This window comes from Methylophilus sp. 13 (assembly GCF_015354335.1).
Lineage (GTDB): Bacteria > Pseudomonadota > Gammaproteobacteria > Burkholderiales > Methylophilaceae > Methylophilus > Methylophilus glucosoxydans.
Genome location: NZ_JADKYR010000001.1, coordinates 702,396 through 718,951, shown reverse-complemented (window position 1 = coordinate 718,951; position 16,556 = coordinate 702,396). Strand labels below are relative to the sequence as shown.

Here is a 16,556-nt window from a genome sequence, read left to right as displayed (position 1 = left end):
GTGTTGCAGAATGGGTTTAAATTCTATTGTTCGAATATAATCGAACAATAGAATAATATCAAGAGGTATGATAAATTCAGACCATGCGACAAATTAAACATCCCAGCATCGAGCAGGTCGAACTCACCGACCTCATGTATGCCTTGTCAGATCCGACACGGCTTGAAATTGTCGGGCGACTGGCGGTGGCTGGCCGAAAGATGACCTGCGGCGAGTTTGACTTGAATCGGCCTAAATCCAGCCTGTCTCACCACTTTAAAATTCTGCGTGCGGCCGGCCTGGTAGAAACTCTCATTGAGGGGACAGAGCATATGAATGCGTTGCGTCTGGAAGAAATTGAGCAGAAGTTTCCCGGTGTCCTCAAGTCTGTGTTGCAATCCTTGCGTCTAGCAGGGGTGCCGTCATCCGAATAAACATGTGCCTGAAAACAGGCACACTAACGCAAGCGCTTGTGATGTCCTAGCGTTGTTGCCCCAGTCTGAAACTGAAAGCGTGAAGTGAACCTGATCAAAACGTATTTGATGGCTACCCTGGCAGCGATTCTGTGGGGAGCCAATTTCAACCTGGCAAAACCTGTGCTGGCTGAAATGAGCCCTTATCTGGCGGGTGCGAGCCGCTATGTGATCGCTGCCATGGTGATGATTCTGATTGCCAGGCTCAAGCATGCCACGATCCCGTTACGTGAGTGGAAAGCCTATCTGACGCTGGGCATTGTCGGTGTGTTTGGGTTTAACCTGTTTTTCTTTTTGGGCATGCAGCATTCATCGGCAATCAACGGTGCCTTGATCATGGCTTTAAATCCCTTGCTGACCGCTATTCTGGGTTACTTTATTTTGGGGGACCGGCCAAGTCGGCGGCAGTGGATGGCGTTTCCGATCGGCATCGCTGGGGTGGCGATTGTGGTATTGGGGGGCGGCGCACAATGGACGATAGCGACTGGCGATCTGTATATCCTGATTGCTTCGTTAAACTGGGCGCTATACAACGTGCTGGTGAAAAAGATGATGCCCAAACAGGTGAGCGGTATAGCCAGCACAGCGGGTATCATGACCGTGGGCGCACTGGCTTTGAGCGTGGTGGCGGTCTGGCAGGGCAGTGCGTTTAGCATGCTGAGCCCGCATGCCGGACTGGCATTGATGACGATGGCGCTGGGCGGCGGTGTGTTGGCCTACCTGTTCTGGAATGCCAGCATTAAACATTTAGGCCCTGCCAAAGCAGCGATTTTCATGAACCTGATTCCAGTCACCACTATGGTGATTGCAGCAGTTGAACAGGTGCCACCAACGCACGCACAACTGTTTGGTGCCGTGCTCGTGATTAGCGCTGTCAGCTTTAGCGCGTTCTCACGAGCGAAAACAGCCTAGGTCTTCATCAAATCGGCTGGTATGCGTTGCGGAGCGTTGATGCCGTTCCGTACAAGGGGCCGGTTATCGTAGTCAAGCTGCCTCTACCAATGGCGCTGTCAACTGCCAGTGTGTCTGCTGAGTAGTCGCTTGGTCGAGTTTGAAGCGTTGTACTGATTGACTGAGGTGATGTGCCTGATCAAGCAGTGACTCTGCCGCTGCAGCCGCCTCTTCAACCAGCGCAGCGTTTTGCTGCGTGGCTTCGTCAATGGTAGTGATGGCCTGATTGACTTGTTGAATCCCTTTGCTTTGTTCGAACGAGGCGTCGCTGATTTCGGTCATGATTGCTGAGACTTTTTTCACTGAGCTGACTACTTCCTCCATGGTTTTCCCCGCATTGCCGACTTGTTTTACCCCTTCATAGGTATTGCTGACTGAGGTTGTAATCAGTTCTTTGATCTCTTTGGCGGCGATAGATGAACGGTGTGCCAATGCGCCCACTTCGTTGGCTACGACGGCAAAGCCGCGACCCTGTTCTCCTGCGCGCGCGGCTTCTACCGCCGCGTTCAAGGCCAGTATATTGGTCTGGAAGGAGATGCCATCGATCACGGCAATAATGTCCTCAATTTGCTGTGCACTTTCATTCATTGCATTCATGCTTTCAATGACCTGGCGCACTACTTCGCCGCCGTTTTCAGCGACACTGGAGGCTGCCAACGCCAGTTCGTTGGCCTGTTGCGCATTTTCGGTATTGTGTTTCACGATAGACGCCAGTTGTTCCATGCTGGCCGCTGTTTCTTCGAGATTGGCGGCTTGATCCTCAGTGCGGCGTGAAAGCTGGTTATTGCCCGCTGCAATTTCACTGGCTGCTATGTCAATGGCCTCTACCGCCTGACGCACGGCTTTGATCGGTTCGACAATCAGGTCCAATGTCTGGTTGACGCCTGCAATGACTTTACGGAAATCCCCGGTATGTTTTGTCTCGTCTGCCCGCACCTGAATGCGTCCTTCTTTGGCTGCCTGTGCTAACAGGGCAGAGTCTTCGACCAGGTGGTTGACCGCCTGGATGCAGGTATTCAGATTGCGTTTGATTTCGTTAAAATCACCATGATAGGTTTCGGTAATCAAGGCAGGAATCTCGCCACGTGAAATGCGTGCGACATAACTGGCCGCCATGTTGAGCGGCACGATCACGGCATCCAGTGTCGCATTGACGCCTTCTACAATTTTACGGAAATCTCCCTCATGTTGACGGGCTTCGGCACGGGTAGAGAGTTCGCCCCTCACTGCGGCTTGAGACAGCATGTTGGTATCCGCAATCAATGCATTGACCGCCTCAATACACTGGTTCAGGTTGTTTTTAATAGTATTAAAATCCCCGCGGTAAGTGTCTGTGATTTTTGCCGGGATACGACCTTTGGCAATATGATCCACATATTCTGCAGCGACATTGAGTGGAGAAATGACCGCATCCAGCGTATGGTTCACGCCCTCAACAATTTTGCGGAAATCGCCTTCATGTTTGCTGGCATCTGCACGCGTAGACAAGCGTCCGGCAACCGCCGCTTCTGACAACATATTGGCGTCCGTAATCAGCGCATTCACGGCATCAATGCAATGATTAAGATTATCTTTAATGGCATTGAAATCGCCATGATACGTTGCAGTAATTTTGTCAGGGATATTGCCTTTGGAGATATCTGCCACATAGCTCGCCGCCACATTTAACGGCACAATCACACCATCCAGCGTCTGGTTAAAGCCCTCGACCAAGCGCTTGAACTCGCCATTAAAGGCTGCCGTCTCTGCACGCCTAGACAATTGCCCTTCAATCGCTGCTTTCGCCAGCCGGTTGGTTTCCGTTGAGAGTTTGCTCAGCGTGCGTTGGAGTACCTGCATGGAGTGCGCGACACTGGTTTCATCGCCAACAGGCAATGCAATGTGCGCTGAAAAGTCACCATCAGAAAAACGGCCAGCCAACTCTGACAACTCAACAGGATCCATACCCAAACGTTTTTTAACCGTGCTGACGATGAAATAGCCTAAGCCGCTGGCAAACGCGATCAGCAGCAACACCATCACATAATTGGCGATCTCACCCTTGGAAATGACTTGCGCTGTTTCAGCTTCCAGCGTTTGCGCTGTCTTGTTTGTGTAGATGACCACCTGATCAACAATTGTTCGATGGGCCTCGTAGGCAGCGTTTAACTCGTGCAATGCAGACTCAATCTGCTTTTTATCCTGCGCATTCAGCGCAGGGATAAATTTGTGATCGTATATTGCAAAAAAAGCCTGGCCTGAGGCATACAGCTGTTCAGCCATCAAATGCTTGATCTCGGGGTTATTAAGTTTCTTCTCCCAGTAAGCATGGCGTTTTTCAAACTCGGCCCTAAGTACGCTGACTTTTTGCTGCAGGGGGCCCGCGGATGATGCATTCATGGCGACGCTTTGCAGAATCAGTTGCCAGGTTTCAATCAGGTATTCCGGTGGGGGTAATACGTCAGCGACCAGATCCTTCTGGTCTATGATCTTGTTGTATTGCTCCCCATTAATCGCCACTGTTTTATTGGCCTGCATATTCAAAAACACGAACAGGCAAACAGCCAGCAGGATAGTCGTCAAAACGCTGACTATCAAGGTAGACAGCTTGAGACGTGCAATTTGCATGAAAAAAGTCCTCTTTAGTAATAGTTACACGCTATGAGTCTGCTATTAAACCCCTAAATAACGGATGGGAATAAGCGGATAAAGCCTGATTGAGTCTTGTAAATCATTTATTTTCATAATATTTATTTTCGTGATTTTTTATTGTTTTCAATGTAGTTGTCGTGGCTATCGTGTATGTAAGTCAGAGCTAACTATACGGTTTGTCCAGTAGCAAGCCTGATTGGATAAGGTATCAAAGTTATTGAACCTAACACTCGACTCTATGGATGAAGCCAAGTGTTAACTGATGCCCTGGGGGTAGTTTAGTCAAGCAACCAACAGCGCTGTAAGAAAAAACCTCCTATTGGCAAATAGGAGGTATAAAGAACCTTTGGAGATCAATTCAAAGGTGACTTCACAACATTGAATCTAAAGTGAAAAGACGTTGAGTGTGCCGCCGCCTGGCGCGGCGTTATATTTGGTCAACTCTTTGTACGCACCGCTAGCACCCAGCGCATCTGTGTCATTGCTCATCCCCAGGTTCATGGCAACCCCTGCCCAACCACCAATCCCGGAGTAGATGCCTACATACTGTTTGCCTTTATGACCATAGGTGAAAGCATTGCCGACCACGCCAGAACCCACTTGCATTTTCCAGAGTTCTTTACCAGATTTGGCATCTACGGCTTTGAACCAGCGATCCAGCGTTCCATACATGACAATGTCACCAGCGGTGGTTAAGGCCCCACTCCAGGCTGAGAATTTTTCTTTGTTGTACCAGACATTCTTGCCGTTCATAGGGTTGTAAGCAGCAAAACCACCCATCACGCCATCTGGCCCAGGAAACATGGTCAAGGTTGCCCCTACCCAGGGTTGACCTGCAACATATTTGGATTCCACCGGTTCATAGGTCATGCACAAGTGAATCAAAGGCGTGTACATATAGCCGGTTCTTGGGGAGTAGGCAGCAGGTTGCTGGTCTTTGGTACCTTGTGCAGCCGGACAAATACCCTTGGCGTTGTAGTCCTGATGGGTAGAGGCCGCCGCGTTCTTGTCAGGGATCCCGGTTTTTAAATCAATCCCGTTGGCCCAGTTCACAAATGGATGCACTTTCTCGGCAACAACGATGGAGCCGGTTTTCGCTTCAAAGGTATAAGCAAAGCCGTTACGGTCATGGTGCCAGGCATAAGTTTTACCTGCTTTATCAAACAGGATCAGCTCATTGACGCCATCGTAGTCCCACTCGTCATGAGGTGTTTTTTGATAGCCCCATTTGGCCATGCCCGTGTCTACATCACGCGCAAACACAGTCATTGTCCACTTGTTGTCGCCAGGGCGGACATCCGGGTTCCAGACCGAAGGGTTGGCCGTGCCGTAATACATCAAGTTGGTTCTGGGATCAAATGAAAACCAGCCCCAGATTGAGCCGCCGCCATGTTCCCAACCATTTTTAACCGCTTGCGGTTTTAGCCAGGTTTTGATACCAAGGTCTTTTTCAGGATATTGCAGTTGTTCTTTTTTCAAGGCTTTGAATGAGCCCCCTTGTTTATTGCCGCCGTTGACATCCTGATACACAGATAAAGCACTGTAGTGCGGATTATCTGCATTAAAGCCTTCGCCAATCAAGGCATCCGCATCAGAGCCTGTACTATAGGCGCGCCAGGCTAAGGAACCATCTTTGGCGTTATAAGCCGACAGGTAGCAGCGCAAGCCAAACTCTGCGCCTGAACATCCCACAATCACTTTGTCTTTGATCACATGGGGTGCTGCCGTGAGTGTCCCGCCCACTTTGGTATCGACGACCTTGGTGTCCCACAGTTTGGCCCCGGTTTTTGCATCCAGTGCGACCAGCATACCGTCGTTTTGCGTCAGGTAAATCTTGCCGTGACCCCATCCCAGTCCGCGGTTGACGTTGTCACAGCACAACACTGCCTGTACCGACGGCTCCTGTTTAGGGAAGTAAGACCAAAGAATCTTCTGATTGTCATTGAGGTCCAGTGCATACACATTGTTAGGAAAGGCGGTGTGTACATACATGACACCATCCACCACAATCGGCGAGCCTTCATGACCTCGGTTAACGCCTGTCGCAAATGTCCACACCGATTTAAGGTTTTTGACGTTGTTTGCATTGATTTGATTTAATGTGCTGTAGCCCTGATTGCTATAGTTGGCACGGGGGTGCACCCAGTTATTCGGGTTTTTCATGGCGGCTTCCATATCGGTCTCGGCATACGAGACTGGCACATAAGCCATAGCACTTGCCATGGCGACGATCGCTAGGTGAGTTGTTTTCACGTTCATTGATTCTCTCCATATTCTGATAATCTTGGTTTTAATCTCCCGGTCGTTTGGGAGAGACTGATTGCATCAGTGCAGCCACTGTAACCATCTACTGGTGCTCAAAAACCAGCCAGAATTCAAATGTTCATGGGTCCAGGCTTGAAACCTGCCTGCTCATGTCAACAATAGGTAAACTGTGTTTTGAGAAAAACAATCACACACGCTTGCGAGAGAAAGCTGAGGGGGTATGTTAAGACCATGGGACCTGGTAATTAAGCTGGATGAATCGTCGTCCACGCCGTTTTATTTGCAACTGGTTACACTAATCATTGCAGAGATCAAAGCCGGTAGGCTCAAGCCACAAGATGCTCTGCCGGGTACGCGGGAGATGGCCACCAAGCTTGCCATCAATCGAAAAACCGTTGTACTGGCTTATGATGAACTCATCGCACAAGGATGGTTGCAGTCAGAGGGCAGGCGGGGCACCTTTGTCGCAAGTCATTTGCCTATAACCTTGCATCAAGCACCAAGCCAGGCATCATCACATCCCTTGGCCACTGTTGCTGTGATGCCCAATGCCACATTCCCCGCTGCAGAGCGATTTGAAATCATCATTAATGATGGCATTCCTGATTCACGCCTGATTCCGTTTGAAATTATTTCCCGCGCCTTTCGCCATGCCCTGATACATACCGCTCGATCCAGCCGTCTCGGCTATAGCAATCCCTTGGGGACGGATGAGCTGCGTATGGCCATCGCGCAAATGCTTAATATGGAGCGTGGCTTACATGTCAAACCAGACAATATTTGTGTGGTACGCGGGAGTCAGATGGGCATTTTTCTGACGGCGAAAGTCATGATCCAGCCAGGCGATGCCGTGGTCATGGAGCGACTCAGCTATCAGCCAGCGCGACTGGCCTTTCAGGCTTGCGGCGCAGAAGTGATCACGGTGGAGACTGATGAACATGGCATGAATATTGACCAACTGGATCATATCTGCAGCAAGCGCGAGATCCGTTTCGTCTATGTGACGCCACATCATCAGTTTCCGACGACGGTCATGATGAGCATGGAGCGGCGCATACAACTACTCACTGTTGCGGCAAGGCATGGCTTCAAAATACTGGAGGACGATTACGACCATGAGTTTCATTACATTTTGCAGCCTGTATTACCTTTGGCTTGCCGTAGTCCTGAAAGCGTAATTTATGTCGGCTCACTTTCCAAAGTGTTGGCGCCTGGCTTACGTGTGGGCTATATCGTGGGGCCAGAAGCATTTATTCAGGCCTGTGCCGACCATATCATGATCATAGACCGGCAAGGTAACCCGGTGACAGAGCTGGCGGCGGCAGAGTTGATGGGCAACGGAGAGCTAAAGCGCCATATTCTGAAAACCTTGAAGATTTATGACCAGCGGCGAAAAACACTGGCGGCCGCCCTCAACAAGGACTTCGATCAACTGGTGGATTTTAATTTGCCTAGTGGCGGTTTGGCCTTTTGGCTCACCTTAAAAAAAACAATTGCCATGCAAGACTTTCTGCTGTGGTCCAAGCAGCATAGACTACATTTTCACCGCGATAGCCTCTATGCGCATGCTAATCAGACAGTGGCTGCGATCCGGCTGGGGTTTGGCAGTCATGATGACAGGCAACTCGCGCAGCTGCTAGGCAAGCTGCATGAACTGCTAAGCAGCTAACTTTTCGGTTCTGCACTTTCTGGACCATCCTATATTTCGTAACAGGCTCACGACATCAGCGTGCAACGCTTATACATTCTCTCCTGAAACAGCGGTATCTGCCGGCAAACGCTACCGGTAAAGGGAGAAATGCGATGAACGATACAACCATGCGTAGAAAAGTGGCCATGGTGATCCGTCACCTTGCCTTTGAGGATCTTGGGACATTCGGCCCGGTGCTACAAAGCAGGAATTATGAGATTCGATATGTTGAGGCAGGCGATCCATTGCCTGCGTTGCCTGATGTCATACAAGCCGATTTAGTCGTCATTCTGGGTGGTCCCATCAGTGTGTATGAGCTGGGACGCTACCCGTTTCTTAAGGATGAGGCTGAACTGATTCATACCAGACTACTCGCGCGTAAACCCATGATTGGTATTTGTCTTGGCGCACAACTGATTGCCAAGCAGCTGGGCGCCGAGGTGTTGCCCATGCGGCAAGGCAAAGAAATTGGCTTTTCACCGCTGAGTTTGACTGCTGAAGGCAGGCAATCTGCCTTGGGCTTACTGGGGTCTGAGGTGTCAGTACTCCATTGGCATGGAGATCAGTTTTCTGTGCTGCCGCAGGCCAAGTTGCTTGCAGGGACGTCACATTGCCCAAATCAGGCATTTAGCCTTGGTGATTATCTGTTGTGCTTGCAGTGCCATCTGGAGTTTGATGCAAGTGCGCTTGAAAAATGGCTGATTGGACATGCCTGTGAATTACATATGGCAGAGATCAATCTGCACCAGCTGCGCGGGGACAGCAAACTGTATGCTGCCGCTTTGTCGGACGCAGCCCAGCGCGTATTTCATGCCTGGCTAGATCAAGCAGAACAGGATCTGCCATGAAAAAAGTCATCGGTGTGGTGCAAGCGGTATGTATGGGTACTCCGCGTGCTTTTTTGCGTCCTGGGACAACCAGCGCCATATTAAAAACGGCTGTGCATGTGCCTGTGAAGGTTGGTTTTACAGGATTGCAGGGCGATGAGCAGGCAGACAGACGCCTGCATGGCGGGCTTGATAAAGCGGTGCATATTTATCCGAGCGAGCATTATGCACAATGGCAGCAATACACTCGCTATCCCTCAGCAAACTTGATGAGTCATGGCGCATTGGGTGAAAACCTGAGCACAACGGGGCTCTCAGAACTGACGATTTGCATGGGGGATAGATTGTCGATAGGGAGTGTCATGCTGGAAGTGACACAGACTAGACAACCTTGCTGGAAAATCAATGATCGCTCCGGGATTCCAGACTTGGCCCAGCAAATGCAGATATACAGGAAGACGGGTTTTTATTGTCGTGTCCTGCAGCCGGGAGTGATTGCCGCTGGCGATGTCATAACCTTGAACGAGCGTCCGTATCCTGACTGGAGCCTGCACAGGATGCTGTTATTGCTTTATCACTCCCCGCTAGATCAGAATGAATTGAAAAGTGCACTCAACCTACCCTTGGTGGACAGATGGCGGACCATGTTTGAGCACAGGCTTGAGACTTCATCGGTGGAGAATTGGTCCGCACGGTTGGCAGGGCCGCAGCGCTATGAGCCTACGTTATAGACTCATCGTCTGGAAAGACTTCCGGCTTTGGTGCAAGGTGGAAACACAGGGCCCGATGGCAAAAGAGGTCGTGCGAGACATGATGGCACTATTGAGTGCGTCGGCAGGTTATTCCATAGAAATTCAGGTCTCCTACGAGGAAAACCGGATTCTGGAAACAGGTCCTCATGGCACCCGATTGCTCGCCATGGAACCTATTTTTACAACCGTAGATATTACTTCTCTAGAACTTGAGTAGAAAGACAAAGTCATGCATTTGATGCATACCTATCAGCGCCTGCCAGTGATGTTTCAACGAGGTAAAGGTGACCGTTTGTGGGATATTCACCAGACGGAATATATTGACGCCATTTCTGGCATTGGTGTTACCAGCCTGGGGCATGCTCATCCTGTGATTGCTGAACAGCTTGCAGAGCAAGCAACGCAATTAATTCATACCTCTAATATGACAGAAATTTACTGGCAATCGTTACTTGGCGAAAAACTGTGTGCCTTGAGTGGCATGGACAAAGCCTTTATTTGTAACTCCGGGTGCGAGGCAAATGAAGTTGCCTTAAAGATTGCACGGCTGTATGGCTTAAGAAAAGGCATTACTCATCCGGTGGTGATTGTGATGGAGAATGCTTTTCATGGCAGGACCTATGCCACCAATGCAGCGAGTTCCAATGCCTCCAGGCAGACTGGGTTTGAGTTTGAACGGCAGATTGCAGGCTTCATCCGGGTGCCCTTTGATGATTTAGCAGCAATACAACAAGTTGCGGCTGAGCAGAAGCGTGTTGTTGCGATTCTGGTGGAGCCGGTTCAAGGCGAAGGTGGCGTTCAAGTGTTCTCACCGGGCTATTTAAAGCAATTAAGATCACTTTGTGATCAGCATGGTTGGTTGCTGATGTTAGATGAGATTCAGTCTGGTCTTGGTCGAACCGGTCAGTGGTTTGCCTACCAGCATGAACAGATTGTGCCTGATGTGCTAACGTTGGCGAAAGCGTTGGGGAATGGTTTCCCGATAGGCGCCTGTCTTGCCACAGGGGAGACAGCAAGGCTGTTTTCACCAGGGGGCTATGGATCGACGTTTGGCGGCAACCCACTGGCCAGCAGGGTTGCCTGCGCTGTCCTGGACATCATGCAGGCAAGTCAGTTAGCGGAACGGGCTGCCGAAATGGGTCATGTTTTTTTAGAGCGGCTCAATCGCACCACAGCAGGCAATCGATATGTGGTGGATGTGCGAGGGTTGGGTTTGATGGTGGGCATAGAGCTTGCGGTGCCAGCCAGTCATTTAATGACTCAGGCATTGCAGCAGGAGCATCTGTTGATCAATGTCACCAGAGATCACGTCATTCGATTATTGCCTTGTTTAACCTCTTCTGAACACACGCTGGACATGGTCATCGCAAAAATAGGCCGCCTGCTTGAGTGGCTTGAGCCCCGTCAAGTGCATGGCCGTCAACAAGCTAGCTTGGTTTGACGCAAATCGCACTCAAGTTGCAATCAGCGTTGTTTCTCCATCATGTTGGCGTTGTAATTGAGCACACACCTGTTGCAACAGTGCTTGATTCACATGGTTCCTATTCCAGTAAACGCCAATCGAGCGACCAATCGCCGGTAAGGCAAAGGGGATATAGTGCACATCATGATCCTCATGGTTGATGGCTGTGCCAGGAATCACGGCCAGCCCCAAACCATGTTTGACCATCATCCTGAGCGCTTCAAAACTCACCGCCTTGAAATCATCATCTTTGTCCAAATGCTGACGGGCAAAATTGGCATCAAAATGCTCCAGAATTTGCCGGTAATGCGACTGATCCTCCACCAGAAACAGCAGGGGTTGCTGGTTTAAATCACTGAGTTGCAGGCTTTTGCATGAGGCATAGGCATGATGGCTGGGCACGACTACGTAAAACGGGTCATCCAGCAGTTTGATGCCCGTCAGACTGGCATGCGTGACCGGCAATGGCAGCAAGGCAAAATCAATTTCCTGATTCACCAATAAATCGATGAGCACATCCACATCTTCTTCCACATGTTGCACTTTAAATGGCTTGAACTGCTGTTTTAGATGGAAGATGTATTGCAGTGGCAGGGCATGGCCAAGAGACGGAAAACTGCCAAAGGTGAGCTTGGCAGAGGCATGCTGCCTGGCTTCACGAGCAATGTGAACAATCTGGTTTGCATGCTCGATCACCTGCGTGGCCGCCTCAATAATCTTTTCTCCCACAGGGGTGACGCGCACAAAATGCGTGCCTCTTTCAAAGATCTCCACCTCCAGATAGTTTTCCAGCTTTCTGATCTGATTGCTCAAAGTGGGCTGCGTGGTCGCACAATGTTCAGCCGCCTTGCTAAAGTTTTTATATTCAGAGACGGCTAATAAATACTTCAAATCACGTAAGTTCATGGCTTATCGGTCCTTGGCTGAGTGTGGGGTCAGAGGCGCTGGCAGGCAATCTTTCCACATTGGTCAAAACGAATGGTGGGGGCATGCATCTCATCATTCCGGTGGCGGCGCAGGGTCAGGCCCCGGCTTGGGCAAGACAGGCGGATAGGGTTGCGGCGGACAGGAAATCCGAACCGAATGTTGACGTAACAAGGTCTGTGGTGTGTGAACTGGTGTCAATTTCAAGAGACTTGTCCCAAGCTTGGTTTCAATATCAGGACAAGGCGTATGGTCGTGTCTACACCCCCCGTCCCGGGTTCGTGTAGACATCATCAGCACTGGGCGGTTGAGGAAGTATTTACTCGCGACTCCCAAGGAGGAATGTCATCTCCTATGGGGTTTGATATTAGATGGGCATCAATCTATCGTCAAGGGAATCTCCTCCCTATTTAAGGCTTTGTAAGCTCGCCGTAAGGCGCCAAAGGTTCCATTGTTTGTTTGAATAAATCCATTCAAACAAACAATTTCATTTCCTCCCAGACTCCGCGTAAATTTCACCTCACAACGTACTGTTGTTTATCACTAGGAGTCAAAAATGAAACTGTTATCTACCCTTGTTCTGTTGTCTTTTTCAGTCGCTGGTTTTGCGGCCGATAACTCAAACGCCACAGATTTAAACGCGGTTGAAACGATGCTGCATACCAAGTTTGAATCGAGCCAGGCCAGCGCACAAAGTGCGTCTGATGATAGCCTCAGCCAGAATCCCTTTATCGAGCAAGTGATGGAAAATAATGTGCAGTCACAGCATCAAGTGGCTGCTGCCCATGAACACCACGGCTAACCCATGGGGAATGATTGCGTCATCCCCGCATAATGCGCGACGACAGTGACTGGCACTGCCGTTCGCCCGCAAACAAATCACCATCATCCATCCGGGCTGATGGTGATGGTGTTTTAGGGTGTTAATCACTCACCAGCGCTTTAGCCACCAGTTGTTCAATTTCATTGGTGATGTCGGTCATGACGCTGGCGACCACGGCAAACTCCTTGCCGGCGTCGCCAGACCGTGCGGCGATGACCTGCGCGTTAAATGAAACAATCTTGGCTTCTTTGGCGATCTTCTGGATGCTGCTCATCAGGTTTTCCTGCTTTTTGCGTCTGAGCAGTTCGCAGTGTTTGGATTCATTTTCGTACGTGACCGTGATCTGGTTGAGGACGGCCACGATCAAGCTGGCCTCTTCGCCCAGCAAGGGGATCATGGCTGCAGGCAGACCCTGATTACTTTCGCAGGCACTAATCGCCTGTTGGCAATGTTGAATAAATTGCCGGATTTTGGCCTCGTTATCTTCCGGGCCAAACAATACTTTTTCCAGCGCGGCAAAATAAACACCGGGATACTCATGGTTGCCTTTGACCAGAAGTGTATGCGTCTGGCTAAACAAGGCCAACGCCTCTTTGGCTTGGGCCAGTGTTTCAGGCTGGTGTGCACTTAACAGGATATTGAGCGCAATGCGTTGCGATAGCATGCGCTGGCGGCCAGAAAGGTTGATCAGCGCCACCATGCGGTCACTATTCAGGATGGTGTGCTGGCCGGGTTTGTCAGTCTTTTTCATGGCGTGCATCGGTCTGTCCTCTGAGTCACCCTGGTTATCGTTGCACCCATACCCTGCCATCCCTGACTTCGACCGGGTAAACATTCAGACACACGGTTGCGTCCTCAACACAGAGGCCAGTGCGTAGCTGGTAGTGATGCTTGTAAATCGGCGAGGCGACTACAGGCTCGCCGCCCAAATCACCGACCAGGCCACGTGACAGTACATTGGCATCACTGTGCGGGTCGCGATTATCCAGCGCGTAGAGCTGGTCGTCCTTGAGTCTGAAAATGGCGATCTGCTGGCCTTCAATCAGGGCACAGACCCCCATATTCGGCCAGATATCCTCGAGTGCGCACACCGGGTGCCATGCGGCTGCCTCGGCAGGCCGGGCGTTTGTTGCTTGTAACTGATTCATAAACGGTTTCCTTGATTACTCTGTTGCCGCCAGGATGGGGATGACCTTGGCGGCAGGTATTGTCTGTTGTTTTTCTGCGGGCGTGGCCGGGCGGATCTGGTTGCGCTCATTGACGAAAACAATATTGTCGTCACCCGCCACACTGTTGACGAAGCTGCGGAAGCGCTTGCGCACTTCGGGGTCAGTCACGGCGGTTTTCCACTCGTCCTGATAGTTGTCTACCACGTGTTGCATTTGGGCTTCCAGCTCTGCGCCCAGGCCTAATGAATCTTCAATCACGACTTGTTTGAGGTAATCCAGGCCACCTTCGAGGTTGTCGCGCCAGGTGCTGGTCCGTTGCAGGCGATCCGCCGTGCGGATGTAGAACATCAGGAAGCGGTCTATCATGCGGATGGCGTCTTCTTTGCTGAGGTCGCTGGCAAGCAGCTCGGCATGGCGTGGCTTCATACCGCCGTTACCGCACACATAGAGGTTCCAGCCATTTTCAGTCGCAATCAACCCCACATCTTTGCCCTGGGCTTCTGCACATTCACGTGTACACCCTGAGACGCCAAACTTGATTTTGTGCGGGGCACGCAGGCCTTTGTAACGGTTCTCCAGCTGCACGGCCAGGCCGACACTGTCATCCACGCCATACCGGCACCAAGTGGAGCCGACACAGCTTTTGACGGTACGTAACGATTTGCCGTAGGCATGGCCAGACTCAAAGCCTGCAGCAATCAACTCTTCCCAGATATTGGGTAATTGCTCCACACGCGCGCCAAACATATCCACGCGTGCGCCGCCGGTGACTTTTGTATATAAACCATATTTTTTCGCAATCTGGCCGATGGCGATCAGGCCATCAGGCGTGACTTCGCCGCCCGGCATGCGTGGCACCACCGAGTAGCTGCCGTCTTTCTGGATGTTGCCCAAGAAGTAGTCATTCGAATCCTGCAAGGACGCCAGGTCTTTTTTCAGGATAAATTCGTTCCAGCATGAGGCTAGAATGCTGGCGGCAGTGGGCTTGCAGATATCGCATCCCAGGCCCTGGCCGTGTTTTTGTAACAATTCGTCAAAGGTTCTGATCTGGCCCACACGCACCAGGTGGTAAAGCTCCTGGCGCGAATACGGGAAGTGTTCGCACAGGTGATTGTTGACGGTCATGCCCAGTTTCACCATCTGTGCTTTCATCACCTGCGTCACCAACGGCACGCAGCCACCACAGGCGGTACCGGCTTTGGTGCAGGACTTGATGGCGCCTATGCTGCAATTGCCAGCCGCCACCGCTTCGCCAATCGCGCCCTTACTGACGTTATTACAAGAACACAGCACCGCGGTATCCGGCAGGGCATCCACGCCCAGGCCAGGTTTTTCCTTGCCATCACTGGCTGGCAGAATCAGGAATTCAGGATTTTCCGGCAGCGGTATGTCGTTGACGGTCATCTGTTGCAGCGTGCCGTATTCATCGGCATTGCCAATCAGCACGGCACCCAGCAGTTTTTTGCCATCTTCGCTGACGACGATTTTTTTGTAGATATTGCGTACTTCATCGGTGTACTGGTAGCTGCGGCAACCATGTGTTTTGCCATGCGCATCGCCCACGCTGGCGACATCCACCCCCATCAGTTTGAGCTTGGTGCTCATGTCTGCGCCCTGGAAAGTGGTCGATGTTTCACCCAGCAGGTGCGCGCAGGCAGTGCGGGCCATGTCATAGCCAGGCGCGACCAGGCCGAACATCTCGTCGTTCCAGCTGGCGCATTCGCCGATGGCGTAAATATTGTGGTCACTGGAGCGGGAGAAGTTATCTATGGCAATACCGCCACGGGCACCGATGGCCAGGCCGGATTCACGTGCCAGTTCGTCTCGTGGACGGATACCGGCAGAGAACACGATCATGTCGGTTTCCAGCCAGGTGTCATCAAAGAACACCATACGGTGACGTGCTGTCGCACCATCGACAATCGCCGTGGTATTGCGGCTGGTGTGCACGTGTACACCCAGCTCCTCAATTTTGCTGCGCAGCACTTTGCCGCCCGCTTCGTCTACTTGCATCGCCATCAAACGCGGCGCAAATTCAACCACATGGGTTTCCAGGCCCATGTCTTTCAATGCCTTGGCACATTCCAGGCCCAGCAGGCCGCCACCAACGACGACACCGCTCTTGGCGGTTTTGCCTGCTGCCGTCATGGCTTCGAGATCTTCAATGGTGCGGTAGACAAAACAGTTTTCACGGTCACGCCCGGTGACAGAAGGGACAAATGGATAAGAGCCGGTCGCCAGCACCAGCTTATCGTAGGCCAAGATCGTGTCGTCTGTCAGTGTCACGGTATGCTGGTGGCGGTCAATCTGGCTGACGCGTGCATTGAGGCGCAATGTCAGGCCCGGCCGGTCATAAAATCCAGGCTCGACCAGCGACAGGTCTTCCGCGGTACTGCCCGAGAAAAAGCTGGAGAGGTGCACGCGGTCATAAGCCGGGCGTGGTTCTTCGCCCAGCACGGTGACTTGCAGGTTAGCCGCGGCCAGGTCAGGGTGGCGTTTCACCAGCGATTGCACAAAGTAATGACCCACCATGCCGTTGCCGACGACGAGGATGCGTGTGTGTTGATTCATCTTGTATTCCTAATCAGATGCAAGCAGGCAGTGTCACGA

14 protein-coding genes and 1 riboswitch are annotated in these 16,556 nt (G+C 51.3%); of the genes, 8 read left to right on the top strand and 6 right to left on the bottom strand.

What is annotated here, in order from left to right; all coding sequences use genetic code 11:
• Positions 1-83: 83 nt before the first annotated feature.
• Both INP77_RS03215 and INP77_RS03210 read left to right on the top strand, forming a co-directional pair.
• The gene (locus tag INP77_RS03215; RefSeq protein WP_194747244.1) at positions 84-413 is read left to right on the top strand and encodes a helix-turn-helix transcriptional regulator; all 330 of its coding nucleotides are present in this window, start codon (positions 84-86) and stop codon (positions 411-413) included.
• An 84-nt stretch (positions 414-497) separates the two neighbouring features.
• A complete protein-coding gene (locus tag INP77_RS03210; protein ID WP_194747243.1) occupies positions 498-1,364 on the top strand; it encodes a DMT family transporter in 867 nt (288 codons plus the stop codon).
• Between the two features lie 72 nt (positions 1,365-1,436).
• On the opposite strand, the gene INP77_RS15010 is transcribed toward INP77_RS03210, so the two are convergent.
• The gene (locus INP77_RS15010) at positions 1,437-4,010 is read right to left on the bottom strand and encodes a methyl-accepting chemotaxis protein (protein WP_305076184.1); all 2,574 of its coding nucleotides are present in this window, start codon (positions 4,008-4,010) and stop codon (positions 1,437-1,439) included.
• A 408-nt stretch (positions 4,011-4,418) separates the two neighbouring features.
• Complete coding sequence (locus INP77_RS03200; RefSeq protein WP_194747242.1) at positions 4,419-6,293, bottom strand: PQQ-binding-like beta-propeller repeat protein; 1,875 nt, start codon at positions 6,291-6,293, stop codon at positions 4,419-4,421.
• Positions 6,294-6,519: 226 nt separating this feature from the next.
• Here INP77_RS03200 and INP77_RS03195 point away from each other — a divergent pair, with 226 nt between their 5' ends.
• The 5 genes from INP77_RS03195 to INP77_RS03175 all read left to right on the top strand — a co-directional run bounded on the left by INP77_RS03195 (position 6,520) and on the right by INP77_RS03175 (position 11,009).
• Entirely contained in the window at positions 6,520-7,968 is a 1,449-nt protein-coding gene (locus INP77_RS03195; protein WP_194747241.1) for a PLP-dependent aminotransferase family protein, read from the top strand.
• A gap of 134 nt (positions 7,969-8,102) precedes the next feature.
• Entirely contained in the window at positions 8,103-8,837 is a 735-nt protein-coding gene (locus INP77_RS03190; protein ID WP_228518661.1) for a glutamine amidotransferase, read from the top strand.
• Positions 8,834-9,547: an MOSC domain-containing protein gene (locus INP77_RS03185; protein WP_194747240.1), complete on the top strand. Its 714-nt coding sequence runs from the start codon at positions 8,834-8,836 to the stop codon at positions 9,545-9,547. The genes INP77_RS03190 and INP77_RS03185 overlap by 4 nt, the downstream gene beginning before the upstream one ends.
• A 55-nt stretch (positions 9,548-9,602) precedes the next feature.
• Positions 9,603-9,785 (top strand): hypothetical protein, encoded by a 183-nt coding sequence (locus INP77_RS03180; protein ID WP_194747239.1) that lies wholly within the window; start codon positions 9,603-9,605, stop codon positions 9,783-9,785.
• Positions 9,786-9,797: 12 nt separating this feature from the next.
• Positions 9,798-11,009, top strand: a complete 1,212-nt coding sequence (locus tag INP77_RS03175; protein ID WP_228518660.1) for an aspartate aminotransferase family protein — start codon at positions 9,798-9,800, stop codon at positions 11,007-11,009.
• A 12-nt stretch (positions 11,010-11,021) separates the two neighbouring features.
• Here the strand turns inward: INP77_RS03175 and INP77_RS03170 are convergent, their stop codons facing one another.
• Positions 11,022-11,936 (bottom strand): LysR family transcriptional regulator, encoded by a 915-nt coding sequence (locus INP77_RS03170; RefSeq protein ID WP_194747238.1) that lies wholly within the window; start codon positions 11,934-11,936, stop codon positions 11,022-11,024.
• 295 nt (positions 11,937-12,231) lie between these two features.
• Positions 12,232-12,316: riboswitch (Fluoride riboswitch) on the bottom strand.
• A gap of 194 nt (positions 12,317-12,510) precedes the next feature.
• Between INP77_RS03170 and INP77_RS03165 the strand changes: the two genes are divergently transcribed.
• The gene (locus INP77_RS03165; RefSeq protein ID WP_194747237.1) at positions 12,511-12,756 is read left to right on the top strand and encodes a hypothetical protein; all 246 of its coding nucleotides are present in this window, start codon (positions 12,511-12,513) and stop codon (positions 12,754-12,756) included.
• A gap of 121 nt (positions 12,757-12,877) precedes the next feature.
• Here the strand turns inward: INP77_RS03165 and INP77_RS03160 are convergent, their stop codons facing one another.
• Genes INP77_RS03160 through nirB form a run of 3 tightly spaced genes read right to left on the bottom strand, consistent with a single transcriptional unit; the run spans position 12,878 to position 16,517 of the window.
• The gene (locus INP77_RS03160) at positions 12,878-13,528 is read right to left on the bottom strand and encodes a type IV pili methyl-accepting chemotaxis transducer N-terminal domain-containing protein (protein ID WP_194747236.1); all 651 of its coding nucleotides are present in this window, start codon (positions 13,526-13,528) and stop codon (positions 12,878-12,880) included.
• 34 nt (positions 13,529-13,562) lie between these two features.
• The gene (gene nirD / locus INP77_RS03155; RefSeq protein ID WP_194747235.1) at positions 13,563-13,925 is read right to left on the bottom strand and encodes a nitrite reductase small subunit NirD; all 363 of its coding nucleotides are present in this window, start codon (positions 13,923-13,925) and stop codon (positions 13,563-13,565) included.
• Between the two features lie 15 nt (positions 13,926-13,940).
• On the bottom strand, positions 13,941-16,517 hold the full coding sequence (gene nirB, locus INP77_RS03150; protein WP_194747234.1) for a nitrite reductase large subunit NirB: 2,577 nt from the start codon (positions 16,515-16,517) through the stop codon (positions 13,941-13,943).
• Between the last annotated feature and the right edge of the window lie 39 nt (positions 16,518-16,556).